Raw genomic sequence first — 25,387 nt, 5'->3', positions numbered from 1 at the left:
TCACCGCGTTTGTAGAACATCGAAAGTTCGCAGTTACCAAAGAAGCGTCACCACCGAACAGGTTCAGCATAGACGAACACGTGTTCGAACAGAAGATGGGAGACGTTCGACACGCCGAAGAATCAGCGGCGGGCGGGTGGTACGTCGAACTCCACACAGAGCGCACGCCACACTTCGCGAGGCTCCCAGCCTGCTTCGACGGCCTCCGCGGCAGTCATTCCGTCGAGACTCTGGAGTACATGGTCGATCAGCATCGAGTCGCCTCGTACCTGCCCGAACTCTTCGCGCACCATTTCATGAAATTCGGTCAACCGCACAGCCGCCACCGTAGTCCACAGAGCGGTGCACCTGCATTCAGGCGCAACGTGCTCACGCCGTCACACCTCCGTTGACCACCTGTCGGCACACCGCCACCGGATCGGTGACCTGCGACGCAGTCGCGGCAGCCGCTCTCGCAGCTTCCGCGAATCGTTTGTCGGAGAGCACCTGCAGTACGGCATCGCGAATCGACTGAGCATCTGCGGGCCGCACGATCACCGACGTCCCTGCCCGCGCAGCGCGATTGGCCAACTCCCACTGGTCCCCGCCCCCGGGAACGACGACCGTCGGCACGCCGGCCAGCAGGGCCTTCGCCAACATGCCGTGCCCGCCGCCACATACCAACACCGACGCGTCACGCAGCATCGCGTCCTGGCGTCCGAGACCTGCACGAACCCAATCAGGATGCTCACCTTCAGCCCCGTCGAGCATCGACGCGATCAGCCGCACACCGGCTCCGCCGAGTCCTTCGACCGTGCCCTCGAACATTCCCACTGCGCCGGTGTGCGCCGTGGAGGGCGCCACCATAACCAGCGGTTCGTCACCTGGCGGTGGATCCAGAATCACCTCGGTCGGCTCCCACAGAAGCGGTCCGACGACGTGAGCGCGCTCCGGCCAGTCGGGGCGAGGCACTTCGAGTGCCGGAAGTGTTGCGATCAGCCGCGCTTGCGGACCGGGATCCAGAGCGGGCAGTCCGACACCGACACGGGCCTGGGATCGCTGGGCCAACCCTTGCTTGATCGAACGTCCCGTCGCTGCGCGCATCAGGGTATCGCGGAGTCGACCACGAATTCCGACGCCGGGAGCGAGCCCACTGCCGATCGGCGGCAACCCCCGTGAAGGTGAGTACAGCGGGTGAGGCGAGAGTTCCACCCAGGGGATGCCAAGTCTTTCGGCGGCCAATCCGCCTCCGGCAGTGAGGATGTCGGAAACGACGAGATCCGGGGAGACGGACTTCAGGTCGGGAAGCAGTTCGGTGGAAATATAGGCGGCGCGCGAATGAATCCGAGCGCCTGCATCAAGATCGTCGTCTCCCGGCCGCGGGGCCAAGCCCTTGAGCGGCTCGGCTTCCACGCCGGCTGCTCGCGCTGCCTCGACCCACCGGGTCCCCGTGTACAGGATCGGTTCGTCGCCGGCCTGGATCAACGCCAGCGACAACGCTATTGCGGGAAAAGCATGACCCGGGTCCGGCCCGGCAACAACGGCTACACGCACCGGATCAGAGTGTCACACCGAGTGAAAGGCCTGTTCCGCCGCACCCAGTGCGCGTTCGCGATCCGAAGCCACCAATCCGATTCTCGTCCTGCGATCGAGGACGTCGTCGACGTCGAGGGCGCCTTCATGCGACACCGCGAAATCGAACTCGGCACCGCAGATCTCCAAGTCCGCAACCGACCGGAGACGATCGCCGCTCGCCGCGGCAACGACCTCGGCCTCGGTGCCGTATCGCGCCACCAATGACGCGGGTGCCTTGATCTTCTTCAATTCCGCCGGTGATGCAGCGCCTACCAGCGGCAACGCGCGTGTCCGACATGCCCCGGCGCTCAGCGACCCGACCTCGACCGCAGCGTCGACGGCGTCTTCGGCCATCTTGCGGTACGTCGTGAGTTTTCCGCCTACCACCGTGACCAAGCCCGAGTCCGAACGGACTACAGCGTGATTGCGCGAGAGGTCGGCCGTCGAGCCTTCACCGGTGTCCAGCAGCGGACGCAGACCCGCGAAGGTCCCCAAGACGTCCCCACGGGTCAGCGGAACTTCCAACGCCGTGTTCACGGTGTCGAGCAGGAAGTCGATCTCGTCCTCTGACGCCGACGGCACGTCTGGCACCGGTCCCGGCGCTGCTTCGTCGGTCAACCCGAGGTAGATCCGGCCGAGCTGGGCGGGCAGGGCGAAGACGAAACGGTTGGTCTCGCCGGGAATCGGCACGGTCAGCGCTGCCGTGGGGTTCCCCAATCGCGCTGCATCGAGCACCAGGTGCGTCCCGCGGCTGGGGCGCAGGGTGATGCTGGAGTCGACCTGATCAGCCCAGACACCGGTCGCATTGACCACGACGCGGGCACGCATCAAGAACTCGGATCCGGTCAACTCGTCGCGCAAGGTGGCCGACGTTCCGGATACGTCGTATGCACCGACGCGGGTCAGGATTCGCGCGCCGTGCGACGCTGCGGTTCTGGCGATACCGACGACGAGGCGGGCGTCGTCGATGAGCTGCCCGTCGAACGCGGTCAAGGCGCCTCGTAGGTTCTCGTGCTTGACCGCGGGAGCCAATTCGCGCGCCCGCGCAGCGCTGACCGTCCGTGATCTGGGCAGCACCGAAGCCGGGGTTCGCGCCGACATGCGCAGAGCGTCACCGGCCAGGAAACCGGTACGCACCAGGGCCTTCCCGAAGAACGACGTTTCGGGCAACAGCGGTACGAGTTGAGGCATGGCGCGAACGAGGTGCGGCGCGGTGCGCGTCATGAGGATGCCGCGCTCGACCGCACTTTCACGCGCTATACCGACATTGCCGGAAGCCAGGTACCGAAGGCCGCCGTGTGCGAGTTTCGAACTCCAGCGGCTGGTGCCGAACGCGAGGTCGTGCTTTTCGACCAGCGCAACACTGAGCCCACGAGTCACGGCGTCGAGAGCGACACCGACACCGGTGATTCCGCCGCCGATCACCAGGACGTCGACCGAATCGCCGTTCGCCAACTGCTCGAGTTCACGAGTACGCCGTTGTGCGTTGAGCGCTGAATCGCTGCCTGCTGAATCTAGGGGGCTCACAGCTATTCTCCCGAATTCTTGACGGGTGCCAGATAAGCAGCGACCGCATATCGAAGTTGCTCGACCGACGCATCGGAGGAAAGCTCCGGCTCGAGAGTCGGCGCAGAAATGACGACGGACTGAGCCATCAGTAGAACCATCGCCGCGATCTCGTTGACGCTTCCCTCGCGAATCGAACCATCCTGTTGGCCGGCCGCGACAACGGATGTGATCAGCTCGAGAATCGACTTCTGGCTCGCGCCGAGCCGGTCCACGATGTAGGTCGTCAGCAATTCTTGATCGGCTTGCCGAATTTTCACGAAGAGCGGATGGTCGCGAATCTGGCCGACGACGTCACCGATCGCCTCCACGAGCAACGTGCCGGCAGACCCGTTGAAGGTCACCTCGGGCAGCACCGATCGGATCTCCCGGGTGAGCAGGTCCGCGACGACAGCTCGCGTGTCCGGCCATCGCCGGTAGACCGTCGGTCGGCTCACGCCGGCCCGACGCGAGATCTCGGCAAGTGTGGTTCGCTGCATTCCGAAATCGAGGACACACGACCTTGCTGCGTCGAGAATCACGTCGTCGATCTCGCGGCTGGGGATGCGCTGACCATCTGCCTTGCGAGGGGCAATTGAGTCATCTGCGTTACGGATTACCATCGTGTGTAACACAATACCGGACAAGTCACCGGTAATCCCGTCGGGACTTGCGATTTCTCTCGCTCAGAGATCATCAGAAATAGTACAACTCGAAACCAACTGCTCGCTCGGCGTCGAAACCAGGCTTCGGTCCGCTGACCATGTCGATCTGTGCGCGCGCCTGTTCCCGGATCGGCGTGGAACTCAGCGCCGCCAGATATCGCGCATGCTCCGCGAGCGAATCCACGGCGCGATCGACCGTCGACGTCACGTCGACGCAGTGTGTGGGAGTCATCGTATTGACCGCAACCCACCGAACACCGGACCACGGCGCCAGTCCCTGCGCTGTCAATGAGGGAAAGATCCATTCATTCGCTGCGTCGGCAGTTGCGTCGAGAACGCTGATCCCGAGTGCACGGTGATCTGCGCTGTTCAGATAGCCGGGGCCCCAGGTGTGGGAGAAGTTCATCGTCACCACCAATTCCGGACGGTGGCGGCGAATTGCTGCGGCGAGAGTCGAGCGCAACTCCAAGCCTTCCACGAGACGACCGTCGGGCAGGCCGAGGAACTCCACCTCACCGACACCGACGATCGCGGCCGAGCGACGCTCTTCTTCCTCGCGGATCGGGCCGGACTCCTCGGGCGACAGACCGGCGATTCCGGCCTCGCCGCGCGTGGCCAGGACATATCGCACGTCTTTGCCGCGATCGGTCCACTGCGCCACTGCTGCGGCTGCGCCGTATTCGATGTCATCGGGATGCGCCACGATGACAATCGCGCGCTGCCAGTCCTCGGGGAAGTTTTCCATAGGGCAGATCTTGCCCGTCAGAACCGCGAAGCGGGCGAATTGTCGCCACTTCCCGACATCGCCTTCACCAGGAAGTAGATTCCGAAGCCGACAGCGCCGACCACCAGAACCCAGAAAAGCCCCTTGATCAGCGCACCGACCACCGCGAGTGCGACCCACACCAGTACGACGGCCAAAACGATCTTCCAAAACATGCTTACCTCCAACGTGCCGTTGAATAATCAGTCGAATCGGACAGGTGCTGCGTCGTCCGTAGAACCAGCCTGACAGGTCTGGCGTGACAAAGCAGCAGCTCAGCGGCAAGTTCAGGTAAAGATCAGGGTTCACCCCGAGACCGGCCCTCACGCAGGTCAGGTGTCCAACCCATGGGAGCTTGCTCCTGGCGTAAACTCGCGAAGTTCGATCCCGTATGCCGAAGGAGCACGTCCGCAGTGTCTACGACCCGTTTCCCCGCTCGCGATCTCGCGCATGTAGCCGTCTTCGCCGCACTCATCATCGCGCTGGGCCTACCCGGGTCGATCAACATCGGCATTTCCGGCGTGCCGATCACCCTTCAGTCCATGGGCGTCATGATGGCCGGCGCTCTACTCGGACCGCGCAAGGGTGTTCTCGCCGTCCTGACGGTCATTGCTCTGGGATTGGTCGGTCTACCGGTCCTTGCCGGCGGTCGCACCGCACTCGTGTCTCTATCGAGCCCGACAGCCGGATTCCTCATCGGTTGGATCCCGACGGCGTTTGTTATCGGATGGCTGACCGCCAAGATGCTGCCCAAGTACCGGATCATCGCGGGCATCGGCATCAACCTTCTCGGCGGCGTCGTCGTTCTCTACGCGTTCGGCATCGTTGGAATGATGGTCCGCGGACACATGAGCTTCGTTGCCGCATGGTCGGCCAACGCCGCCTTCATCCCGCTCGACGCCGCAAAAGCAGTCGTCACCGCGTTGGTCGCGTCCCAGGTTCACCGGGCATACCCGGCACTACTGCGCGACTCGGTGATCTCGTCGAACAAGACCGTGGTGGCGAATTAATCTCCGATGAGTGAGATCGTCTTCGAGAACGTCGGACACAGCTTCGGTGAACGAACGGTCCTGCAGCAGATAGATCTGCGACTGAGCGAGCAGCGAATCGGAATCGTGGGTGCGAACGGAAGCGGCAAGTCGACGCTCGCTCGCATGATCAACGGACTGGTCGTTCCGACGGAAGGACACGTCCACGTCAACGGCTTGGACACGGCGAAGAAGGGCCGCGACGTACGCAAGCAGGTCGGATTCGTCTTCACCGATCCCAACCACCAGATCGTGATGCCGACGGTTGCCGAGGACATCGAATTCTCGCTCCGCCGTAGCGGATTGGGCAAAGCCGAGCGCGCCGCAAAGGTGGCCTCGGTGCTCGAACGCTACGGCCTCGCCGGGCACGCCGACCATCCCACCCACCAGCTTTCCGGTGGGCAGAAGCAGCTACTCGCGCTCGCGGCCATCATGGTGACAGAGCCGAACGTACTCGTCGCCGACGAGCCCACCACGCTCCTCGATCTTCGCAACTCGCGACTCATCAGCTCGGTGTTCGAGTCACTCGATCAACAACTGATCGTCGTGACCCACCAACTCGACCTCCTCGAATCATTCGAACGGGTGTTGGTTGTCGACCAAGGCCGTGTCGTCGCCGACGGCTCCCCCGCCGACTCGATCGGCCATTACCGGTCGTTGGTCTCGTGACCACTCTCGGCGTCTACCGGCCGGGCACATCGCTCCTGCACCGGATGCCGACGGGGATCAAGCTCTTCGCATTGATCGTGGCGATCCTGGCCGTCTCGATCTTCGTACGTGAGCCGTGGCAGCTGGCAGCTCCCGCGATCGTCGTGATCGCCCTGTACGTCATTGCGCGCATCCCGCCGATGACGGCGATCCGGCAGCTGCGACCCGCACTGTGGATGTTGCTGTTCATCGGCGCGTTCCAGCTGGTGGTCGCGGGGTGGCAGCGAGCGACCGTCGTGTGCGGCGTCCTGATCATCTCGATCGCCTTCGCGGCGATCATGGGTCTGACCACGCGGATCTCCGAGATGCTCGACGCGATCACCCGGTTCCTGACACCCTTGCGACGCTTCGGCGTCAATCCCGAACGGATCGCCTTGCTCCTGGCAATGACGATCCGGTGCATTCCGCTGATGTTCGAGGTCATCACACAGGTGTCCGAAGCACGCAAGGCACGAGGGCTCGGCTTCTCGCTGCGTTCCTTCGCAGTGCCGGTCATCGTCGGCACCCTGATGACCGCAGATGCGATGGGTGAAGCATTGGCAGCCCGCGGCGCCGACGACTGAGCGCCAATCAGACCAGGAACTGTCAGTTGTACTTGCGGGTGATGTCGTCCACCTCGCCGATGGCGTCGGCAAGCGCCGAAAGTCGCTCGGCGGCCGCGTGCAGCGCCGAGAGTTCTCGGTTGAATCCCACCAGAGCCGAAGGGCTGTGAGGCGCTGTCAATGCAGCTGCGGAGGTCACCAGATCCTCGTACTGATCCAACCCCGACTGCAACTCAAGAACTGCGCCGTCGATGGTGGGATCAAGAGGTTCGGTCACCTTGGGTGTAGCGGCCACGGCGCGTTCCATTGCGACGACATCCGAAGACACCGCGAACATCGCTCTCAATGCCGAATCGGCGGTAACAGTGATTTCGTCCAACTCACCGGGGTCGATGGTGTCGGCGCGCCTGAGCACACTCAAGATCTCGAACAACGAAGTCTCGGCGCCGATGAGGCGAGACATCGGGATGAACGCGCGAGACGACGACGGTGGCAAGCGCCGGCGAATCGGCGCCGACGGCGGTGGGCCGGAACTCATCGAACGGTAGCGGCCGACCGCGATGACGGCGGGAACCGCGAACAGTGCCGCTCCCCCGCCTGCCACGACCACCGACCACTCGGGGGCCGACGCAACAGCAAGGCCGGCCGTGCCGACCACTGATCCGCCGGACATGAAACCCCAACGCTGAGCGCGTCGACGTGCACGGGCACGTTTGCGCTCGAATTTGGCGCGCGGGTCCTGCCACCGCCGAGCGGCATCCGCCGCAGACAGTCCGACCTCGCGCAATGTGTCCGCGGTGCGTCCCAACGCTCCGAAGGCGCCGGATACGGAAACGGGAACGGCCGACCGGGGCTCGCGCCCAGATCGACCGTCTCGTGAAGAAAACATCAGAGCATCACTGCCGACATCGAGGATTCGGCTACTGCCCGGTCTGACCGGCAGCCGGGGGCTGCTTCTCGACGGACGGAGTCGCAGGAGTGGCTGCTGCGCCGCCGGACGGCAGTGCCTCGCCCTTCATGGAAGCACGAATCTGCTCGAGGCGACTGTGCCCTGCCATCTGGACCGAGGCCTGCTGGACCTCCATCATGCGGCCTTGAACGGAGTTCTGAGCGAGTTCGGCAGAGCCGAGTGCGTCGGCGTAACGCCGCTCGATCTTGTCGCGCACAGCATCGAGGCTGGGTGTGTTGCCGGGAGCCGACAGCGTGCTGTCCATGGACCGAAGGGACTCGCTCACGCGCTCCTGCATCTTGGCCTGCTCCAGCTGGCTGAGCAGCTTGGTGCGCTCGGCAACCTTTGCCTGCAGAGTCATCGCGTTCTGCTCGACAGCCTTCTTGGCCTGAGCGGCGGCCTGCAAGGACTGGTCGTGCAGTGCCTTCAGATCTTCGACGCCCTGCTCGGCCGTCACCAACTGGGCCGCAAAAGCTTCGGCAGCGTTGGTGTACTGGATCGCCTTGTCGTTGTCGCCGGCAGCAGCGGCCTGATCGGCGAGGTTGACGGCCTGGCGCGCGTTGGCGTTGAGCTTTTCGACCTCGTCGAGTTGACGGCTGAGCTTCATCTCGAGTTGACGCTGATTACCGATCACCGACGCAGCCTGCTGGGACAACGCCTGATGCTGGCGCTGTGCGTCCTCGATCGCCTGCTGAATCTGAACCTTTGGATCTGCCTTCTCATCGATCTTCGAATTGAAGAGCGCCATCAGGTACTTCCAGCCCTTGACGAAAGGATTAGCCATTGGTTTGATCCTGCCTCCATCTGATGCGCCGCGCCGAACGCGACCCGGAGCGCGACCGTCGCGCACCGAAACAAGGGCTGCGCCCTATCTGCTCTGACCCCACCTGCTGGAAACCGGCGGTTACGTACAAAATCTATCGGTTACGGCCGGTAGTGGCTACGCCGCCGCCAACCTTCGAGCGTTCGGTGCCGGAATCACGACGCGGGTATCGCGTGCGATTGTCGGCGAACCGGAAGCCGAGACCGAACCGGAAGCCGAGACCGAACCGGAAGCCGACACCGCAGGTTCGGCGACCTGTCGACCAGCTACCGGAGCGCTCTTCTTCGTGGCCAGGGTCTCGCTCACGTCGACCAGCACGTCGGACAGTGGGACTGCGAGCGCATCACAGATCGCCGCCAACAGTTCGCTCGATGCTTCCTTACGTCCACGTTCCACTTCGGACAGATAGCCCAAGCTCACACGCGCGCTGTTCGACACCTCACGTAGCGTGCGGCTCTGCGAAACGCGCGTACGCCGGAGACTGTCACCGATTGCCTCACGCAATAGCAGCGCCATCTCGCTCCTCCTTCATCCGTGACCTCATCGTGCATGGTCGTACGTCTTCACAATCGTCAACGTCCGAACACATCCGATTGGTTCCCGAGCCTATCGTGCCGCACGCTCTGCGACACGATCACGTAACCGCGACACGGCAGTTGCGACTGCGGTTGTCCGAATCTCCCACCGTTCGCCGCCGAGCGCGAGGGGTACGCATTCGGTTCCGTCCGGGCCGGCGATACCGAGAAACACCGTTCCGACCGAGTGTCCGTCCTGCTCACTCGGACCGGCGACTCCGGTCAGTCCGATACCCCAGTCGGCGCCGCACCTCGTCCGGGCGCCGAGCGCCAAAGCCACGGCGGTGCTCTCGGACACGGGGCCGTCCGTTGCCAGACGCTCGGGATCCACGCCCGCCAGCGTCGCTTTCAGGTCGGTCGCATACACGACCAGGCCCCCACGCAGCACCGCGCTCGACCCTGGCACGGACGCGACCGCAGCCGTGAACAAGCCAGCCGTCAGAGATTCGGCGGCGGCGACAGTCTGCCTCGCGGCGCCAAGGGCGTCGACGAGTTCGACCACTCCGAGTGCGAGCAGCGGGTCCGTCATGACTCGACTGCGCGAACTCCGGCGCGAAGCCTGATCGCCTGCACGATGTATTCGATTCCCGTCGCCACCGTCAGCACGACGGCAGCAGCCATCAGCAATCCGCTGACGATGTCCCAACTGCTCGGCAGCGGGCAGAGGTAGAACCCGATCGCGACGGCCTGCACGAGGGTCTTGAGCTTGCCGCCCTTGCCCGCCGGGATGACCGCGTGCCGCAGTACCGCGAACCGCAACAGCGTGATTCCGAGTTCTCTGGCGATGATCACTCCGGTCACCCACCACGACAGGTCACCGAGAACCGAGAGACCGATCAGCGCGGCGCCGATCAGTGCCTTGTCCGCGATCGGGTCCATGAGTTTGCCGAAATCGGTGACCAGACCGTACTTCCGAGCCAATTGGCCGTCGATCCGATCCGTGATCGCGGCGACGATGAACACGCCCATTGCCCCGAGACGCCACCACGTCGAGTGTCCGCCGTCGACGAACAGAACAACGAGAAAAACCGGAACGAGAACCATTCGGACCATCGTGAGAATGTTCGCGATGTTCAGCAACGGAACCGGGTTGTCCGCGACAGGTGTGCCGTCGGACGGGCCGACGGCGGCGCGATGGGCGTCGGTCTGATCGCGCGGGGTACTCATCGGATCACCGCACAGGCGGTGAGCCGAACCCGGGACAAAGCCGAGCGGCGCGGGAATTGCGTGGGGCGGACAGGCACGCGACTTAGAATATCGGTAGGGCCATTGACTAATGTGCACCACATGACTTCGACCGCGCCGACCTATACCGAGAGCCAGTTGATCGTGCGTCGCGCGCGAACGTCGGACATCCCCGAAATCAAGCGTCTGATCGACATCTACGCCGGCAAGATCCTCCTCGAGAAGAATCTCGTGACGCTGTACGAGGCAGTCCAGGAGTTCTGGGTCGCCGAGCGAGGTGACCAGGTAATCGCTTGCGGCGCACTGCATGTGCTGTGGGCGGACCTGGGTGAGATCCGCACCGTCGCAGTCGATCCGACTGCCAAAGGCCAGGGCGCAGGTTTCCACGTCGTCGACAAACTCATCGAGGTCGCCAAGGAATTGGAGTTGGAACGGTTGTTCGTTTTGACGTTCGAGACCGAGTTCTTCCACCGTCACGGATTCGCGGAGATCGACGGCACCCCCGTCACCGCCGAGGTCTATGCGGAAATGTGTCGGTCCTACGACGCCGGCGTCGCCGAGTTCCTCGATCTGAGCTATGTGAAACCCAACACACTCGGCAATACTCGCATGCTCCTGACTCTCTGAACCGTTCAGACTCTTCACACACCACCCTCTCGATCACCAGCCCCGAAAGCGGTTCACGATGTCGTTGTTCCTCGTCGAATACACCTACGCGCCCGAGAAGATCGCTCAGCGCGACGAAGTCCGTAGCGATCACCGCGCGTGGCTCGCGGATCTGGTTTCCCGCTCGATCGTCTTGTCATCCGGCCCGTTTGCAGATGGAAACGGCGCGCTGATCATCGTCGACGCCGCAGACGCCGACACCGTTTCCCTCCTCTTCACCCACGATCCGTTCGCGATCGCCGATTTGATCGAGAAGGTCCGGATCACCGAGTGGGTTCCGGTGTTGGGTCAGTTCAGCGCCTGAGAGCCCCGGCCCCGGCTTACTCCCCCGCCCGGTCGCGAGTCTTCAACAGGCTCGCGACCGTCGTCACCGCCAATACTCCGATGATCACTCCGAGTGAGAGTGCCGTGGAGATTTCCGGGACGGAGACGTGTTCACCTCCGTTGACGAACGAGAGGGTGTTCTCGTGCAACGCGTGAAGTACCAATTTCACACCGATGAACGCCAGGATTATCGAGAGCCCGTACGAGAGATAGACCAGCCGTTCGAGCAACCCACCGATCAGGAAGTACAGCTGCCGTAGACCCATCAGCGCGAAGGCGTTGGCGGTGAACACCAGATACGGTTCCTGGGTCAGACCGTAGATCGCCGGAATCGAATCGAGCGCGAAGAGCACGTCGGCAAACCCGATTGCGATGAGCGCCAACAACAACGGTGTCACGACGCGCTTGCCGTCGATCCGGGTGATCAGTTTGTCCCCGTCGTATTCCTCGGTTGTCGGCAGCACCCGCTTCACGAGTGAGATGATGCGACTGTCGCGCTTCTCCTCGGCTTCCTTCTCATGCCCGTGATCGCGGATCAGGGTGTACGCGGTGTAGATCAGGAACGCACCGAAGAGGTAGAACACCCAGCTGTACGCATTGATGGCGGCCGCACCGACTCCGATGAAGATTCCGCGCATCACCAATGCGAGGACGATGCCGATCAGCAGGACTTTCTGCTGGAACTCTCGCGGGACGGCGAACGTCGACATGATGATCACGAAGACGAACAGATTGTCGACCGAGAGCGCCTTCTCCGTGACGTAGCCGGCGAAGTACTCACCGCCGTACGTGGTGCCCCAGATCCACATCACGACGAGGCCGAAGACGATGGCGATCGAAATGTAGACCGTCGACCAGAATGCGGACTCCCGGAAGGTCGGCGCATGCGGAGTGCGGACGTGGGCGAAGAAGTCGAAGACGAACAGGCCGAGGATCACCACGATCGTGATTCCCCAAGCCAACGGCGTCACATGCACGGGTTCCTCCGGTCGTCTGTCGACGGCTTCTCCGCCGAGGTGTCCCTACTCGTCTGCGGGTGCCTCGTCCGGGTCGCCACCGCGAATCGACCACAGCAGACCGTCGAGTTCCTCAGGCTTCATCAAAACCTCGCGTGCCTTGGAGCCCTCGCTGGGGCCGACGACGCCACGATTTTCCATGAGATCCATGAGTCGACCGGCCTTGGCGAACCCGACGCGCAGCTTGCGCTGCAGCATCGACGTCGAACCGAATTGACTCGTGATCACCAGTTCCACGGCCTGCAAGAGGACGTCCATGTCGTCGCCGATGTCGGGGTCGACGTCTTTCTTCTCCCCGGCCTTCTGTGCGGTGACACCTTCGGTGTACTCGGGCTCGGCTTGGTTCTTCGCGAAGTCGACAACCGCCGAGATTTCCTCGTCGGTGATGAACGCGCCTTGCATACGGGTCGGCTTGCCGGCGCCCATGGGCAGGAACAAGCCGTCACCCATACCGATGAGCTTCTCGGCGCCGGGCTGATCGAGGATGACTCGCGAGTCCGTGAGCGAGGACGTCGCGAACGCCAGACGCGAAGGCACGTTGGTCTTGATCAGGCCGGTGACGACGTCGACGGACGGGCGCTGCGTTGCCAGCACCAGGTGGATTCCGGCAGCGCGGGCTTTCTGGGTGATGCGGACGATTGCTTCTTCGACGTCGCGCGGCGCGGTCATCATGAGGTCTGCCAGCTCGTCCACGATCGCCAGGATGTAGGGGTACGGACGGTAGACGCGCTCGCTGCCCAGCGGGGCGGTGATTTCGCCGGACTTGACCTTGGAGTTGAAGTCGTCGATATGACGCACCCGGTTGGCCTGCATGTCCTGGTAGCGCTGTTCCATCTCCTCGACCAACCAGGCCAGCGCTGCCGCTGCCTTCTTCGGCTGAGTGATGATCGGCGTGATCAGGTGCGGGATACCTTCGTACGGCGTGAGCTCGACCATCTTGGGGTCGATGAGGATCATCCGTACTTCTTCGGGCGTTGCTCGGGTGAGCAACGAGACGAGCATCGAGTTCACGAAGCTCGACTTACCCGAGCCGGTCGAACCTGCCACCAGAAGGTGGGGCATCTTCGCGAGGTTCGCACTGACGAAGTCACCTTCGATGTCCTTACCCAGACCGATCACCAGCGGATGGTGATCGCGTCGGGTGCTCGGCGCGTTCAAAACGTCGGCGAGGCGGACCATTTCGCGGTCGGAGTTCGGTACCTCGATACCCACCGCGGACTTACCCGGAATGGGGGCCAGGAGGCGGACGTTGTCGGTTGCCACGGCGTACGCGATGTTGCGGGCGAGCGCGGTGATCTTCTCGACCTTCACGCCTGGGCCGAGTTCGACCTCGTAGCGCGTCACCGTCGGTCCGCGGGTGAAACCGGTAACAGCGGCATCGATCTTGAACTGTTCGAGGACTTCGCTGATCGCCTCGATCATCGCGTCGTTCGCAGAACTGCGGAGCTTGGGCGGGTCTCCCTCGATCAGCAACGTCGTCGGCGGGAGGTTGTAGTCGCCGTCGGTGACCCGATCGGTGACGAAGTGTTCCTTCTCCTCCGGCTCCGGTTCGGGTTTCGGCACGGGCTTGGCGATGGGGACCGAACGCGCAGGCACCTTGGGGCGCGGTGCCGGCGTCTCCACGACGGGCGCTGCCGCAGCCGCGACGGGCTCGTCGGGTACTGCGGTGTCGTCGGCGTTCCACAGACCGAGGACTTCGGTCTTCTTGTCTCCGGATTCGAACTCGTCCGTCGGGTAGTTGTCGATCGGTGCGCGTCGGCTGGTCCGCTTGGCGGGCTTGAGCGGCGGCTCGGCGTAGGTGTCGACCGGGTAGCCGTCGGCGTCGAACAGTGAAGGATCGTAAGCAGATTCGCCGTAGTGGTGCTCACCGTCCTCGTCGAATTCGGATCCGTAGTCGCCGTATTCATCCGAGCGATACGAGGCGCCGAAGAAGGACTGGAACTTGCTCGGCACCTCACGCAGAGTCGTTCCGGTCAGAAGGAGGATTCCGAATCCGGCGGCGATGACCAGCAGCGGCGCAGACAGCCAGACGGTGAGCCCGTTGGTGAGCGGGCCGCCCACGACGTATCCGACAAACCCTGCGCCGTTGGAGCGACCGGTGGCGTCTGTCGGTGAACCCGAGATGATGTGCCAGAGGCCGAGCGCCGGCAGACCGACCAGCAAGGATCCCATGATCAGTCGGGGCCGGATCTCAGGTTTCGGTTCGGTGCGCATCAACAGGATCGCGAGGCCGACGCCGACGATGGGGAGCACGGCCGAGGCCGCGCCGAAGATCGCCCGCACGAGGGTGTCGATGCCGCCGCCGATCGGACCACCGGCCTTGAACCAGACGCCACCGGCGATGACGACGCTGAATGCGATCAGGCCGAGCGCTATTCCGTCGCGGCGGTGGCCGGCTTCGATCTCGCCGACCTTACTGACGGTGCGTGTGGTGGCGCCGACGCCGCGGGCAGCCAGGGACCACCCGGCTCCGATTCCCTTGCCCACAGCGGCCAACGGGCTGGCCCGCTGAGAGGTTTTCGATACCGGGCGGCGCGCGGCCGACGACGTACCGGACGCCTTCTTGGGCGCCGGCTTGGAGCCTTTGCCCGACGCGGGGCGCCCACCAGCCCTGGCCGAAGTCGTGACATTTCGAGGAGTCGATACGGTTCGCGTGGTGCGCGAGGCACGAGGTTTTGCGGTTGCGCGCGCGCTCGGAGTAGAGGCTGACGACCTGGTCGATGCCCTGGACGTAGACGTGCTTGTACTGGATCCCCGGGCGCTCGACTTACCTGCCATGGAGTTCAGGCTAGTCTGTGCGACCCCATCTGGACCATCCGCAACACCAGCAACACTGGTGGCGAGTGCGAAACGTGATCTTCACAACCCGTCTGTCGAGCTCGGCTCCGGCAGAAGGGGGCCATCAGAAACTGCGATCGAGCGCCATCACGGATTGAACGTCGGCCAGTTCACCTTTGGCTTCGATCTTCACCTCGTTGCGACCGAAAGCGTGCAGCAGCAACTCGGCGGGTTCACCCTGCAGGACAACACTGCGAGAGCCGGATTTGTGGACGACCGCACTCTCGCCGGACGGAAGTTCGAAAATGACCTCGACAGCGGCTTTGCGGTAACCCATCTTGCCGATCTGCCGGGCGTACTTCCACAGCTGAGCCTGCCGACCCTCCGACAACGGACGCGGCGCCCAGTTCAGATGTGCGCGTCGTACATCTTCGTGGTGGACGAACATTTCCGTGGTATTCACCTGCGCGTCGAGCCAGTACATCGGCGACCACCGAGGCGGCCCACTCCGAACGTCGTCGAGGATCTCCTCCCACGGACGCGCCGCTGCGGCCTTACGCACGCTCTCGGTGTGACCGGCAAGAGGGCTCAACATGATTCCGGGAGCGGCGTCGAGACGCCGCTCCCGGACTATCAGATGTGCTGCCAGGTCACGATTGGTCCACTCCCCACACAGTGTCGGAGCATCGGGGCCGAATTCGACCATGCTGTCCACCAGGGCGAGTCGTTCGTCATGAGCGAAGGTCACCTTCGCCAAAGTACTCGAACCGGACCGGGTTCGAGCGGAAGCGACCTGCTGTGCCGAATCTACGGAACCGCGATGACCGTCGGAATGATCATCGGACGGCGGCGGTACTTGTCCGCGACCCAGCGTCCGACGACGCGGCGCACCGACTGCGCGATGCGATGAGCGTCGATGACGCCTTCGCTCGCCAACCGGGCCAGGTCCGATTCCACGAGATCCGCGGCAGCCTTGAGCGCTGTCGGATCGTCGGAGAAGCCGCGACCGGACACCTCGGGGGTGCTGACCGCACGGCCCGTCGACTCGTTGATGACGATGGTGATCGCGATGAAGCCGCCCTCACCGAGCACGAGGCGATCGGACAGCGTCGGCTCACCGACGTCGCCGACGGACAGACCGTCGACGTAGACGTGTCCGACCGGTACGCGTCCGACGATCTCGGCGAGGCCGTCCACCATGTCGACCACGACGCCGTCCTCGGCCAATACGATGCGCTCTTCCGGCACGCCGGTTGCCTTTGCCAGCGCGGCGTTGGCACGCAGGTGCCGCCATTCACCGTGGACGGGCATGGCATTGGTGGGCCGAACCGCGTTGTACAGGTAGAGCAACTCACCGGCGGACGCGTGGCCCGAGACGTGAACCTTGGCGCTCTGCTGGGTCACGACGGTGGCACCGCGCTTGGCCAAACCGTTGACCACGGCAAAAACGGAGTTCTCGTTGCCCGGGATCAGCGAAGACGCGAGAACGACAAGGTCGTTGGCGCGGATGTTGATCTGACGGTGTTCGCCGCGCGCCATCCGCGAGAGCGCTGCCAACGGCTCACCCTGCGAACCCGTCGAAATGAGCACCAGGCGATCGTCGGGAAGGGTGGCGGCGGTGTCGATGTCTACGACGAGGCCGTCGGGCACCGTCAGGTAGCCCAGATCCTGGGCGATCTGCATGTTGCGGACCATCGAGCGGCCGACGAAGACGATGCGGCGGTTGTACCGAGCGGCTACGTCGACGACCTGCTGGATGCGATGCACATGGCTGGCGAACGATGCCACGATGACGCGCTGCTTCGCCTTGCCGATGACATTGTCGAGCACTCCCCCGATTTCGCGCTCGGGTGTGACGAATCCCGGAACCTCGGCGTTCGTCGAGTCGACGAGGAACAGGTCGACGCCCTCGTCGCCCAGGCGGGAGAATCCGGCGAGGTCGGTCAGGCGGCCGTCGAGAGGCAGCTGATCGAGCTTGATGTCACCGGTGTGCAGTACGACGCCGGCGTCGGTGCGAATCGCGATCGCGAGAGCGTCGGGAATCGAGTGGTTGACCGCGAAGTACTCGCAGTCGAACGGGCCATGGGTGGTGGTGTTTCCCTCGACGACCTCGACCAGGTTCGGACGCAGGCGATGCTCGCGGCACTTGGCGGCAACGAGAGCGAGAGTGAACTTCGCGCCGATGACCGGAATGTCCGCGCGCAGACGCAGCAAGAACGGCAGAGCACCGATGTGGTCCTCGTGTCCGTGAGTCAAGATGACGGCTTCGACGTCGTCCATACGGTCTTCGATGTAGCGGAAGTCCGGGAGGATCAGGTCGACGCCAGGCTGCTGGTCCTCGGGGAACAGCACACCGCAGTCGACGATCAGCAACTTGCCACGGTGCTCGAACACCGTCATGTTGCGACCGATTTCGCCGATGCCGCCCAGCGCGACGATGCGCAGACCCGATGCCGGCGCCTTCGGGGGTGTTCCGAGGCGACCCGTGGGATCGACGGCCGGACGGTTCTCGGGGCGCTTGTTTCCGCGCCCGTTGCCCGACTTCGATGCTGCCGGTCGGTTACCGCCGGAAGATTTGCGCGGCGACCTGTCTTCGGTCGACTTCTTGGGTGCAGCAGATTTGGTGGCAGCGGACTTGGTTGCTGCAGATTTGGTTGCTGCGGCCTTCTTGGGCGGGGCGGCTGCGGCGGGGGCCGCTTCTGCCGCCGGCGCAGCTGGTGCCTCTACCGGTGCGGCCTTTGCGGCCGTTTCGGGAGCCGGAGGCGAAGGCGGACCGGCTTGACGACTGGCACTACGACGTCGGGGGGGACGGGTCATTTACAAAACTCCTGCCGCATGCAGATCGGCGGCAAGACCGTCGATCTGCTCTTTAGTGGGTGCAACCTGCGGAAGGCGTGGTTCTCCGACATCGATTCCGATGAGTCGCAGACCCGCCTTCGAAGCGCTGACACCGCCGAGGCGGGCAACGGAACGAATCACAGGGATCAAACTGAGGTTTATCTCGCGCGCGCGGGCGATATCGCCGGACACGAACGCGGTGTGAAGGTCGCGGAGACGACCCGGAACAAGATGGCCGATGACGCTGACGAAGCCGGTGGCGCCCACAGCGAGCCACGGCAGATTCAGCGGGTCGTCGCCGGAGAAGAACTGAAGCTCGGTGGTGCCGATCAACTCTGCGCCGGCGTTGAGGTCGCCCTTGGCGTCCTTGACGGCCTTGATTCGCGGGTGCTCGGCGAGTCGGCGGATCGTCTCGGTCTCGATGGGAACGACGGAGCGGGGCGGAATGTCGTACAACATGACGGGCAGGTCGGTCGCGTTGGCGACGGCGGTGAAGTGTGCAAACAGTCCGGCCTGGGGCGGACGTGAGTAATACGGGGTGACGACGAGCAGACCGTGCGCTCCGGCGCGAGCCGCGTCACGTGCGAGTTCGACGCTGTGAGCGGTGTCGTTGCTGCCGGCGCCTGCAACGATCTTCGCGCGGTTACCGACGGCGTCGATCACTGCGCGGAGCAGGTCGAGCTTCTCGGACTCGGTGGTGGTGGGAGATTCACCGGTGGTACCGGCAAGAACGAGGCCGTCACAGCCGTTGTCGACGAGATGGGCTGCGAGGCGCACTCCCGCGTCGACGTCCAACTTCCCGTCGGCAGTGAACGGGGTCACCATCGCAACGGAAATGGTGCCGAACGGACGCTCGACAAGAGAAGCGGAATCACCGTAGGTCATGGTCAGAAGGTTACCCGGTTCAGCTCTTACTTCTGCACACGAGTCACGACTCGGCCGCAAATGCGCTGACGGCAATTTCCGATCCGTCGCTTCCGCGAAGAATCTCGTAGTCCCCGAACACATTTGGCGCGACATCACGAAGCTGACGCAGGCACTCGACCGCGACTCGCCGGATCTCGACATCCGCATGTTCGGTGGCACGCATCTCGACGAAGTGCCGCCAGGCCCGATAGTTCCCGGTCATGACCAAGCGCGTCTCGGTGGCGTTGGGCAGCACCGAGCGCGCAGCCTGCCTGGCTTGCTTGCCCCGCATCGGGGCACCGGGCACCGATTGCAGTTTCCCTTCGAGGGCAGTCAGCAGTTCCCCGTAAGCGCGACGGCTTTCGTCGGTGGCATTCAGAAACAGTGCTTCGAGCTCGGGATCACCTTCGACAGCAGGAGGCACGACGACGTTTGCATCGTTCTCACGGACGAATCGCTGCGAGAGTTGCGAGTACGAGAAGTGCCGGTGACGAATCAATTCGTGAGTGCACGAGCGCGAGATACCGGTGATGTAGAAGCTCACTGTCGCATGCTCGAGCACCGAAACGTGTCCGACCTCGAGCAGATGCCTCAGATAGCCGGCGTTGGTTGCGGTTCGCGGATTCGGCTTGGACCAACTCTGGTAGCAGGCTCGACCGGAGAACTCGACCAGCGCTTCGCCACCATCCGCGTCCGTCTCCCACGGAATGTCCTCGGGCGGGAAGAACTCGGACTTCGCCACCAACTGCACCTTCAGCGACACCGTGTTCGGCACAACCCACTCCTCGACAAGCACGAAACGACCAGCACGAAACCCGGGCGCCGTTCGCCTCAGGTGCTGGGCAACTCTATAGCGGTCGACCGCCCTCGATACCGAGTGACGTCATCACATCCTTGACTGACGTCACTTTTGACGCCACTGTGGTGTCATGGACATTTCGGAGTACACCGCAAAGCTGCAGAACGACCTCGCCACTGCAGCCGAACTCGGCGACGATCACACGCGCCGGATTGCGGCGTCGTTGTCCGCCGCCATCGAACCCTCGGTCCGCCTGGTCTTGTTGGCCGCGGCGACGGAACTGGCCAAGGAGATCGGGGCGAAGCTGGGCGACCGAGAGGTCAAGGTCAATCTCGACGGAAGCGAATTACTGGTCGACGTCGTTCGCCCGCCGAACTCGACCGGCGGCGAGGGTGCAAACGAGAAGGCAGACGACGAGAAGAAGGACTCAACCTACTCGTTCGACGACGTCAGCGGAGATATCAGCCGGGTGACGTTGAGGATGATGGAGCAGATCAAAGCCCGCGCCGAGGAGGCCGCCAATCAGAACGGAGTCTCCCTCAACTCGTGGGTTTCACAAGCCGTCCAGGGCGCATTGCGGGACCAGATGCGCAAGAACGGCATGGACTAGCTCGACGCCAACCCGATCACCGAATGATCTAATTGCGCAACTGCAGTAATCACGAACCGTTGCCGCAAGGCGAGAAGGAGCACGTTCATGGCCGTTTCGGGCGTCAAGGAATTCGAGATCAAGGCTGATCCGGAAACGGTGATGAAGGCCGTAGCAGCCGTCGATCGGCTGCCGGAGTGGTCGTCTGCACACAAGAAGATCACCATCGAGAGCACCCACGACGACGGTCGCCCCCATCGCGTTCGCATGGCCGTGTCCATTCTGGGAATCAACGACGAGCAGGTAGTCGACTACACCTTCGAGGGCGACGAGAAGGTGACCTGGACCCTCGTGGAGAGCGGTCAGCAGAACCAGCAGGACGGCTCGTACGTCTTGACTCCCACCGACGGTGGAACCAAAGTCACCTTCGAACTGACCATCGATCCCAAGATCCCGCTGCCGGGCTTCCTGGTGAAGAAGGCACAGAAGACGGCCCTGGAAACAGCGAGCAAGGGCCTGACGAAGTTCGTCGAAAACTTCTGAGCGCACACGCAATTCAGGCGGCCCTTACTTCGGCGTTCATCGCCGGGTAAGGGCCGTTTGCCGTGAAGCCGAGCTGTGTTTTCGCGGAAGTCCCTGCCGATGTTGAAGATTCGCCGGTAGCCGGGGACCGCCCGGAGTAACGTCGGCCGCGTGTCCGCCGAGACCGCAGAGCCCAACTCCATGGCACCCGTGCGCATCCTCGTCTACAGCGACGACGCACACACGCGCGAGCAAGTTCGGCTCGCTCTCGGAGAGCGCCCACATCCGTCGATGCCCACCATCGACTACATCGAGGTCGCGACGGCACCGATCGTCGTAGCCAAGCTCGACGCCGGCGGAATCGACCTCGCAATCCTCGACGGCGAGGCGAGTCCGGCGGGCGGCATGGGCGTCGCGAAACAACTCAAGGACGAGATCGCCGACTGTCCACCGATCCTCGTACTGACCGGTCGACCCGACGATGCGTGGCTGGCGTCGTGGTCGAGAGCGGAAGCCTCAGTGCCGCAGCCGATAGATCCGATCGAACTTGCTTCCACCGTCATCGCGCTTCTGCGTCGACAACTGAGCCGGTGAGCACCCGTTGCAGCGGTGATTCGTTGCGGCGCCGACTACTTCGGACTTTCGAGAGCGAAACTCCGCACCCCGAAAACGAACCCAATGTCGGAGGCCTCCCCTAGTGTGGGTGTCGCAGGTCACATAAGTATCGAATTGCTGGCAGTATCGAAATCGAACGGCACCTTCGGGCTGGGCGGACATCCGCACAGCGGAGAGGAGTTCGGGTGACATGAACGCTTACATCCCCATTCTCGTCCTCGGGGTCATCGCGATGGCCTTCGCCGTGGTGTCGGTTGTTCTCGCGTCCGTGGTCGGCCCGAAGCGGTACAACAGGGCGAAACTCGAAGCCTACGAATGCGGAATCGAACCGGCACCCCGTACCGCCGGTGGCGGGCGGTTTCCCGTCAAGTTCTATCTGACGGCAATGCTGTTCATCATCTTCGACATCGAGATCGTTTTCCTCTACCCGTGGGCGGTGCATTTCGATTCGCTCGGCTTGTTCGGCCTCGCGGCGATGGGCCTTTTCATAGTCAACGTCTCGGTGGCATACGCATACGAATGGCGACGAGGCGGTCTCGGTTGGGACTAGGCCAGCGGACACAGGTACAGCACACATACGTCAGACAAAACCGGTCACACCGCAGCTGTTACGACTGAAAAGAGTCGGATATGGGTCTCGAAGAAAAGCTCCCCAGCGGATTTCTACTGACCACTGTCGAGGGCCTGGCAGGGTATGCCCGCAAAGGATCACTGTGGCCTGCCACCTTCGGGCTCGCGTGCTGCGCGATCGAGATGATGGCAACCACGTCAGGTCGCTTCGACCTGGCGCGGTTCGGCATGGAGGCATTCCGCGCGTCGCCGCGACAGGCAGACCTTCTGATCGTGGCCGGGCGGGTCAGTCAAAAGATGGGGCCGGTACTTCGTCAGGTCTACGACCAGATGGCCGAGCCGAAATGGGTTCTGGCCATGGGTGTGTGTGCGTCGTCCGGCGGTATGTTCAACAACTACGCAGTGGTACAGGGCGTCGACCACATCGTGCCGGTCGACATCTACTTGCCCGGTTGTCCGCCGCGGCCGGAGATGCTCCTGAACGCGATCATCGAACTGCACCGAAAGATCCAGGAGATGCCCCTCGGCGTGAACCGCGAAGAGGCACGCGCGGCAGCCGAGCGCGCCGCACTGGCATCCACCCCCACCATCGACATGAAGGGGCTTCTGCGATGACCGCGGGCAACAACGGATCGAGGGGGATGTTCGGGGTCCGCGGCAGTGGTGACACCTCGGGCTACAGCCGGCTCGCCCCGCCGATCTCAGTAGAGGACAAGGCCTCTCGACCGTTCGGTGGATACTTCGACGAAGTTGCGGACTCCTTGGATGCCGCATTGCGCAGCGGGGGCAGCACTTTCACCGATGCAATCGAGCGGGTAGTGATCTTTCGAGACGAGATGACGCTGCATGTCGAACGGTCTCACCTCCCGCAGGTCGCGCGCAGACTGCGCGACGAATCGGAACTGCGCTTCGAACTTTGCCTGGGTGTCGATGGAGTCCACTATCCGCAGGACACCGGTCGCGAGCTCCACGCAGTGTATCCATTTGCTTCGATCACGCACAACCGCCGGATCAGACTGGAAGTGTCCGTGCCGGACTCCGATCCACATATTCCGTCCATCGTCGGGATATACCCCACCAACGATTGGCACGAGCGTGAGACCTACGACTTCTTCGGGATCGTCTTCGACGGTCACCCGGCCCTGACCCGTATCGAGATGCCCGACGACTGGAAGGGCCACCCACAGCGCAAGGACTATCCGCTCGGCGGTATCCCGGTCGAGTACAAGGGCGCCCAGACTCCTCCACCCGACGAGCGTAGGTCGTACAACTGATGAACGAGACGACAGGAAGCAACTCCGGTGCCACGACGGAAACCGTCGTCACAGCATCGGGTCAGGACTGGGACGACATCGTCACCGCGGCCGCTCGCCAGCGAACCGGCGAGGCCGAACGGATCGTGGTCAACATGGGCCCGCAGCATCCGTCCACTCACGGCGTCTTGCGCCTCATTCTCGAAATCGAGGGTGAGACAGTCGTGGAAGCTCGGTGTGGAATCGGCTACCTGCACACCGGAATCGAAAAGAATCTCGAATACCGGAACTGGACGCAGGGCGTCACTTTCGTTACTCGAATGGACTACCTGTCACCGTTCTTCAACGAAACCGCGTACTGCCTCGGAGTCGAAAAACTTCTCGGTATCACCGACGACATTCCCGAGCGAGCCACCGTCATTCGCGTGATGATGATGGAGCTCAATCGAATCTCGTCGCACCTTGTCGCCCTGGCAACCGGTGGAATGGAACTGGGCGCCGTGACGGCGATGCTGTTCGGATTCCGCGAACGCGAATTGATTCTGGACGTGTTCGAGACGATCACCGGACTGCGGATGAATCACGCCTACATCAGGCCTGGTGGTCTCGCTCAGGATCTACCCGACGGGTCGGTCGCGAAGGTGCGAGAACTGTTGAAGGTCCTACCGAAACGGTTGCGTGACGTCGAACTGATGCTCAGCGACAACTCTATCTGGAAAGCCCGCACCCAGGGAATCGGATATCTCGATCTCACCGGCTGCATGGCGCTCGGCGTGACGGGGCCGGTCCTACGCGCCACGGGTCTCCCCCACGATCAGCGTCGAGCGCAGCCCTACTGCGGCTACGAGAACTACGAGTTCGACGTCGTGACGCACGACGGATCCGATTGCTACGGAAGGTACGTCATCCGTGTCGAGGAGATGAAGGAGTCCCTCAAGATCGTCGAGCAGTGCCTCGACAAACTGCAACCGGGGCCGGTCATGGTGGACGACAAGAAGATCGCCTGGCCTGCCGATCTCGCTGTCGGACCGGATGGCCTCGGCAATTCGCAGAAGCACATCGCCAAGATCATGGAGTCGTCCATGGAGGGTCTGATTCACCATTTCAAACTGGTCACCGAAGGAATCCGCGTGCCGCCCGGCCAGGTGTACGTCGCCGTCGAGTCCCCGCGTGGCGAGTTGGGTGTGCACATGGTCAGCGACGGGGGAACCCGGCCGTACCGCGTCCATTTCCGGGATCCGTCATTCACCAACCTTCAAGCGGTAGCGGCGATGTGCGAGGGAGGCATGGTGTCCGACGTGATCGCCTCGGTTGCCAGTATCGATCCCGTCATGGGCGGAGTGGACCGATGACCGGCCCGAACGGCTCGTCACGGGTGTTCATCGAACTCGGGCCGCGCCCGGACGAGCCCACGCAACTGGTACGCCCTGGCGCACGATCGAGTTATCCGCCTGACGTACTCGCCCGACTCGACGCCGATGCCGAAACCGTCATCGCTCGTTACCGTGAGCCTGACGCCGCGGCGACCACCAGTCGATCAGCCCTCCTGCCGCTCCTTCATCTCGTGCAGTCCGAGGACGGGTACATCACCCCGGCCGGGATCGATTTCTGCAGTGCCAAGCTGGGTTTGACCGGCGCCGAGGTTGCCGCCGTTTCCACCTTCTACTCGATGTATCGCCGTGGTCCGACGGGTGAGTATCTGGTCGGAGTCTGCACCAACACGCTGTGCGCGATCATGGGCGGAGACGACATCCTCGCAGCACTCGAAGAGTATCTCGGGTCAGCAGGCTCCAGAGACGAAGGCGGACAATCCATCTCGACGTCCGACGGCAAGATCACCCTCGAACACATCGAGTGCAATGCGGCGTGCGACTACGCCCCCGTCATGATGATCAACTGGGAGTTCTTCGACAACCAGACTCCGGAATCGGCGCGCTCACTCGTCGATGCGCTCCGCGCCGGAGAGCGCGTGACACCCAGTCGCGGTGCCACACTGTGTTCGTTCCGACAGACCGCACGCACCTTGGCCGGGTTCCCCGATACGCGAATCGAAGCAGCCGAAGCACAAACAATCGGCGGGGCAACTCTTGCCGGACTGCGTATCAGCCGATCTCACGACGACAACCCACCCGGCTCGGCCTCAGCAGCCGACGCTCCCGACGAAGGGAAGTGAC

30 protein-coding genes are annotated in these 25,387 nt (G+C 63.3%); 13 read left to right on the top strand and 17 right to left on the bottom strand.

The genetic code is table 11. The features are described 5' to 3' along the window. Positions 1 to 122 precede the first annotated feature (122 nt). The 6 genes from AOT96_RS24085 to AOT96_RS35810 form a co-directional block, all read right to left on the bottom strand. On the bottom strand, positions 123 to 317 hold the full coding sequence (locus AOT96_RS24085) for a DUF3046 domain-containing protein (protein WP_003942185.1): 195 nt from the start codon (positions 315 to 317) through the stop codon (positions 123 to 125). Between the two features lie 52 nt (positions 318 to 369). Then, complete coding sequence (locus AOT96_RS24080) at positions 370 to 1,533, bottom strand: glycosyltransferase (RefSeq protein ID WP_042450679.1); 1,164 nt, start codon at positions 1,531 to 1,533, stop codon at positions 370 to 372. A gap of 12 nt (positions 1,534 to 1,545) precedes the next feature. Further along, a complete protein-coding gene (locus tag AOT96_RS24075; protein WP_065352409.1) occupies positions 1,546 to 3,081 on the bottom strand; it encodes a glycerol-3-phosphate dehydrogenase/oxidase in 1,536 nt (511 codons plus the stop codon). A 2-nt stretch (positions 3,082 to 3,083) separates the two neighbouring features. Next, a complete protein-coding gene (locus AOT96_RS24070) occupies positions 3,084 to 3,722 on the bottom strand; it encodes a TetR/AcrR family transcriptional regulator (protein ID WP_003942216.1) in 639 nt (212 codons plus the stop codon). Between the two features lie 73 nt (positions 3,723 to 3,795). Then, on the bottom strand, positions 3,796 to 4,509 hold the full coding sequence (locus tag AOT96_RS24065) for a PIG-L deacetylase family protein (RefSeq protein ID WP_007735164.1): 714 nt from the start codon (positions 4,507 to 4,509) through the stop codon (positions 3,796 to 3,798). Between the two features lie 17 nt (positions 4,510 to 4,526). Beyond that, positions 4,527 to 4,703: a hypothetical protein gene (locus tag AOT96_RS35810; protein WP_197523605.1), complete on the bottom strand. Its 177-nt coding sequence runs from the start codon at positions 4,701 to 4,703 to the stop codon at positions 4,527 to 4,529. 237 nt (positions 4,704 to 4,940) lie between these two features. On the opposite strand from AOT96_RS35810, the gene AOT96_RS24060 reads away from it, so the two are divergent. The 3 genes from AOT96_RS24060 to AOT96_RS24050 are packed head-to-tail and all read left to right on the top strand — an operon-like array spanning position 4,941 to position 6,826. Further along, positions 4,941 to 5,537 carry a biotin transporter BioY gene (locus AOT96_RS24060; RefSeq protein ID WP_007735162.1) on the top strand — a complete coding sequence of 199 codons (597 nt, stop codon included), beginning with the start codon at positions 4,941 to 4,943 and terminating at the stop codon, positions 5,535 to 5,537. Positions 5,538 to 5,543: 6 nt separating this feature from the next. Next, positions 5,544 to 6,224, top strand: a complete 681-nt coding sequence (locus AOT96_RS24055) for an energy-coupling factor ABC transporter ATP-binding protein (RefSeq protein ID WP_054828100.1) — start codon at positions 5,544 to 5,546, stop codon at positions 6,222 to 6,224. Then, on the top strand, positions 6,221 to 6,826 hold the full coding sequence (locus AOT96_RS24050) for an energy-coupling factor transporter transmembrane component T family protein (RefSeq protein WP_054825715.1): 606 nt from the start codon (positions 6,221 to 6,223) through the stop codon (positions 6,824 to 6,826). The genes AOT96_RS24055 and AOT96_RS24050 overlap by 4 nt, the downstream gene beginning before the upstream one ends. A 22-nt stretch (positions 6,827 to 6,848) precedes the next feature. Here AOT96_RS24050 and pspM read toward each other — a convergent pair whose 3' ends face one another. From pspM to pgsA, 5 genes are all read right to left on the bottom strand, one after another. Further along, complete coding sequence (pspM, locus tag AOT96_RS24045; protein ID WP_231917320.1) at positions 6,849 to 7,694, bottom strand: phage shock envelope stress response protein PspM; 846 nt, start codon at positions 7,692 to 7,694, stop codon at positions 6,849 to 6,851. A gap of 31 nt (positions 7,695 to 7,725) precedes the next feature. After that, positions 7,726 to 8,538: a phage shock protein PspA gene (gene pspA, locus AOT96_RS24040; protein ID WP_003942098.1), complete on the bottom strand. Its 813-nt coding sequence runs from the start codon at positions 8,536 to 8,538 to the stop codon at positions 7,726 to 7,728. Between the two features lie 156 nt (positions 8,539 to 8,694). Further along, positions 8,695 to 9,093, bottom strand: a complete 399-nt coding sequence (locus AOT96_RS24035) for a helix-turn-helix domain-containing protein (RefSeq protein ID WP_065352408.1) — start codon at positions 9,091 to 9,093, stop codon at positions 8,695 to 8,697. 90 nt (positions 9,094 to 9,183) lie between these two features. Beyond that, the gene (locus AOT96_RS24030; RefSeq protein WP_042450683.1) at positions 9,184 to 9,681 is read right to left on the bottom strand and encodes a CinA family protein; all 498 of its coding nucleotides are present in this window, start codon (positions 9,679 to 9,681) and stop codon (positions 9,184 to 9,186) included. Then, complete coding sequence (gene pgsA, locus AOT96_RS24025) at positions 9,678 to 10,319, bottom strand: CDP-diacylglycerol--glycerol-3-phosphate 3-phosphatidyltransferase (RefSeq protein ID WP_003942125.1); 642 nt, start codon at positions 10,317 to 10,319, stop codon at positions 9,678 to 9,680. The genes AOT96_RS24030 and pgsA overlap by 4 nt, the downstream gene beginning before the upstream one ends. A 120-nt stretch (positions 10,320 to 10,439) precedes the next feature. Between pgsA and AOT96_RS24020 the strand changes: the two genes are divergently transcribed. Further along, on the top strand, positions 10,440 to 10,964 hold the full coding sequence (locus tag AOT96_RS24020) for an amino-acid N-acetyltransferase (protein ID WP_019748183.1): 525 nt from the start codon (positions 10,440 to 10,442) through the stop codon (positions 10,962 to 10,964). Positions 10,965 to 11,022: 58 nt separating this feature from the next. After that, positions 11,023 to 11,307 carry a YciI family protein gene (locus AOT96_RS24015; RefSeq protein WP_058226271.1) on the top strand — a complete coding sequence of 95 codons (285 nt, stop codon included), beginning with the start codon at positions 11,023 to 11,025 and terminating at the stop codon, positions 11,305 to 11,307. 16 nt (positions 11,308 to 11,323) lie between these two features. On the opposite strand, the gene AOT96_RS24010 is transcribed toward AOT96_RS24015, so the two are convergent. The 6 genes from AOT96_RS24010 to thyX all read right to left on the bottom strand — a co-directional run bounded on the left by AOT96_RS24010 (position 11,324) and on the right by thyX (position 19,640). Then, positions 11,324 to 12,304, bottom strand: a complete 981-nt coding sequence (locus tag AOT96_RS24010) for a TerC family protein (RefSeq protein WP_019748181.1) — start codon at positions 12,302 to 12,304, stop codon at positions 11,324 to 11,326. Between the two features lie 45 nt (positions 12,305 to 12,349). Continuing rightward, positions 12,350 to 15,121, bottom strand: coding sequence for a DNA translocase FtsK (locus AOT96_RS24005; protein ID WP_030535561.1), 2,772 nt, complete (start codon positions 15,119 to 15,121; stop codon positions 12,350 to 12,352). Positions 15,122 to 15,245: 124 nt separating this feature from the next. Further along, positions 15,246 to 15,869 carry a TIGR03085 family metal-binding protein gene (locus tag AOT96_RS24000; RefSeq protein WP_003942175.1) on the bottom strand — a complete coding sequence of 208 codons (624 nt, stop codon included), beginning with the start codon at positions 15,867 to 15,869 and terminating at the stop codon, positions 15,246 to 15,248. Between the two features lie 59 nt (positions 15,870 to 15,928). Then, on the bottom strand, positions 15,929 to 17,938 hold the full coding sequence (locus AOT96_RS23995) for a ribonuclease J (protein WP_003942231.1): 2,010 nt from the start codon (positions 17,936 to 17,938) through the stop codon (positions 15,929 to 15,931). After that, entirely contained in the window at positions 17,939 to 18,844 is a 906-nt protein-coding gene (dapA, locus tag AOT96_RS23990; protein ID WP_003942142.1) for a 4-hydroxy-tetrahydrodipicolinate synthase, read from the bottom strand. 43 nt (positions 18,845 to 18,887) lie between these two features. Next, the gene (gene thyX, locus AOT96_RS23985; RefSeq protein ID WP_065352930.1) at positions 18,888 to 19,640 is read right to left on the bottom strand and encodes an FAD-dependent thymidylate synthase; all 753 of its coding nucleotides are present in this window, start codon (positions 19,638 to 19,640) and stop codon (positions 18,888 to 18,890) included. A 154-nt stretch (positions 19,641 to 19,794) separates the two neighbouring features. Here thyX and AOT96_RS23980 point away from each other — a divergent pair, with 154 nt between their 5' ends. The 8 genes from AOT96_RS23980 (at position 19,795) to nuoE (ending at position 25,386) form a co-directional block, all read left to right on the top strand. Next, on the top strand, positions 19,795 to 20,274 hold the full coding sequence (locus tag AOT96_RS23980) for a toxin-antitoxin system HicB family antitoxin (protein WP_003942206.1): 480 nt from the start codon (positions 19,795 to 19,797) through the stop codon (positions 20,272 to 20,274). An 87-nt stretch (positions 20,275 to 20,361) separates the two neighbouring features. Beyond that, positions 20,362 to 20,796 (top strand): SRPBCC family protein, encoded by a 435-nt coding sequence (locus AOT96_RS23975; protein ID WP_003942203.1) that lies wholly within the window; start codon positions 20,362 to 20,364, stop codon positions 20,794 to 20,796. A gap of 180 nt (positions 20,797 to 20,976) precedes the next feature. Further along, entirely contained in the window at positions 20,977 to 21,369 is a 393-nt protein-coding gene (locus tag AOT96_RS23970; RefSeq protein ID WP_042450864.1) for an Rv3143 family two-component system response regulator, read from the top strand. Between the two features lie 211 nt (positions 21,370 to 21,580). Beyond that, entirely contained in the window at positions 21,581 to 21,940 is a 360-nt protein-coding gene (locus AOT96_RS23965) for an NADH-quinone oxidoreductase subunit A (RefSeq protein WP_003942165.1), read from the top strand. An 80-nt stretch (positions 21,941 to 22,020) separates the two neighbouring features. Next, on the top strand, positions 22,021 to 22,575 hold the full coding sequence (locus AOT96_RS23960; RefSeq protein WP_003942234.1) for a NuoB/complex I 20 kDa subunit family protein: 555 nt from the start codon (positions 22,021 to 22,023) through the stop codon (positions 22,573 to 22,575). Further along, on the top strand, positions 22,572 to 23,234 hold the full coding sequence (locus AOT96_RS23955) for an NADH-quinone oxidoreductase subunit C (RefSeq protein ID WP_007735151.1): 663 nt from the start codon (positions 22,572 to 22,574) through the stop codon (positions 23,232 to 23,234). The genes AOT96_RS23960 and AOT96_RS23955 overlap by 4 nt, the downstream gene beginning before the upstream one ends. Further along, positions 23,234 to 24,565: an NADH dehydrogenase (quinone) subunit D gene (gene nuoD, locus AOT96_RS23950; RefSeq protein ID WP_007735150.1), complete on the top strand. Its 1,332-nt coding sequence runs from the start codon at positions 23,234 to 23,236 to the stop codon at positions 24,563 to 24,565. Before AOT96_RS23955 ends, nuoD begins: the two co-directional genes overlap by 1 nt. Further along, positions 24,562 to 25,386 carry an NADH-quinone oxidoreductase subunit NuoE gene (gene nuoE / locus AOT96_RS23945; protein ID WP_065352407.1) on the top strand — a complete coding sequence of 275 codons (825 nt, stop codon included), beginning with the start codon at positions 24,562 to 24,564 and terminating at the stop codon, positions 25,384 to 25,386. The genes nuoD and nuoE overlap by 4 nt, the downstream gene beginning before the upstream one ends. Position 25,387: the final 1 nt, after the last annotated feature.

The sequence above is a fragment of the Rhodococcus sp. 008 genome (assembly GCF_001682295.1).
Lineage (GTDB): Bacteria > Actinomycetota > Actinomycetes > Mycobacteriales > Mycobacteriaceae > Rhodococcus_F > Rhodococcus_F qingshengii.
This window is presented reverse-complemented; position numbering and strand designations above follow the sequence as displayed.

Bases quoted from the DNA above. Each gene is read 5' to 3' on its own strand.
- nuoE (WP_065352407.1), top strand. From the start codon at position 24,562: ATGACCGGCCCGAACGGCTCGTCACGGGTGTTCATCGAACTCGGGCCG.
- pspM (WP_231917320.1), bottom strand. From the start codon at position 7,694: ATGTTTTCTTCACGAGACGGTCGATCTGGGCGCGAGCCCCGGTCGGCC.
- AOT96_RS23965 (WP_003942165.1), top strand. From the start codon at position 21,581: ATGAACGCTTACATCCCCATTCTCGTCCTCGGGGTCATCGCGATGGCC.
- AOT96_RS24020 (WP_019748183.1), top strand. From the start codon at position 10,440: ATGACTTCGACCGCGCCGACCTATACCGAGAGCCAGTTGATCGTGCGT.
- pgsA (WP_003942125.1), bottom strand. From the start codon at position 10,319: ATGAGTACCCCGCGCGATCAGACCGACGCCCATCGCGCCGCCGTCGGC.
- AOT96_RS24035 (WP_065352408.1), bottom strand. From the start codon at position 9,093: ATGGCGCTGCTATTGCGTGAGGCAATCGGTGACAGTCTCCGGCGTACG.
- AOT96_RS23995 (WP_003942231.1), bottom strand. From the start codon at position 17,938: ATGACCCGTCCCCCCCGACGTCGTAGTGCCAGTCGTCAAGCCGGTCCG.
- AOT96_RS24015 (WP_058226271.1), top strand. From the start codon at position 11,023: ATGTCGTTGTTCCTCGTCGAATACACCTACGCGCCCGAGAAGATCGCT.
- AOT96_RS23970 (WP_042450864.1), top strand. From the start codon at position 20,977: ATGGCACCCGTGCGCATCCTCGTCTACAGCGACGACGCACACACGCGC.
- AOT96_RS24070 (WP_003942216.1), bottom strand. From the start codon at position 3,722: ATGGTAATCCGTAACGCAGATGACTCAATTGCCCCTCGCAAGGCAGAT.
- AOT96_RS24055 (WP_054828100.1), top strand. From the start codon at position 5,544: ATGAGTGAGATCGTCTTCGAGAACGTCGGACACAGCTTCGGTGAACGA.
- AOT96_RS23980 (WP_003942206.1), top strand. From the start codon at position 19,795: ATGGACATTTCGGAGTACACCGCAAAGCTGCAGAACGACCTCGCCACT.
- AOT96_RS24065 (WP_007735164.1), bottom strand. From the start codon at position 4,509: ATGGAAAACTTCCCCGAGGACTGGCAGCGCGCGATTGTCATCGTGGCG.
- nuoD (WP_007735150.1), top strand. From the start codon at position 23,234: ATGAACGAGACGACAGGAAGCAACTCCGGTGCCACGACGGAAACCGTC.
- AOT96_RS23960 (WP_003942234.1), top strand. From the start codon at position 22,021: ATGGGTCTCGAAGAAAAGCTCCCCAGCGGATTTCTACTGACCACTGTC.
- AOT96_RS23955 (WP_007735151.1), top strand. From the start codon at position 22,572: ATGACCGCGGGCAACAACGGATCGAGGGGGATGTTCGGGGTCCGCGGC.
- pspA (WP_003942098.1), bottom strand. From the start codon at position 8,538: ATGGCTAATCCTTTCGTCAAGGGCTGGAAGTACCTGATGGCGCTCTTC.
- AOT96_RS24005 (WP_030535561.1), bottom strand. From the start codon at position 15,121: ATGGCAGGTAAGTCGAGCGCCCGGGGATCCAGTACAAGCACGTCTACG.
- AOT96_RS35810 (WP_197523605.1), bottom strand. From the start codon at position 4,703: ATGTTTTGGAAGATCGTTTTGGCCGTCGTACTGGTGTGGGTCGCACTC.
- AOT96_RS24030 (WP_042450683.1), bottom strand. From the start codon at position 9,681: ATGACGGACCCGCTGCTCGCACTCGGAGTGGTCGAACTCGTCGACGCC.
- dapA (WP_003942142.1), bottom strand. From the start codon at position 18,844: ATGACCTACGGTGATTCCGCTTCTCTTGTCGAGCGTCCGTTCGGCACC.
- AOT96_RS23975 (WP_003942203.1), top strand. From the start codon at position 20,362: ATGGCCGTTTCGGGCGTCAAGGAATTCGAGATCAAGGCTGATCCGGAA.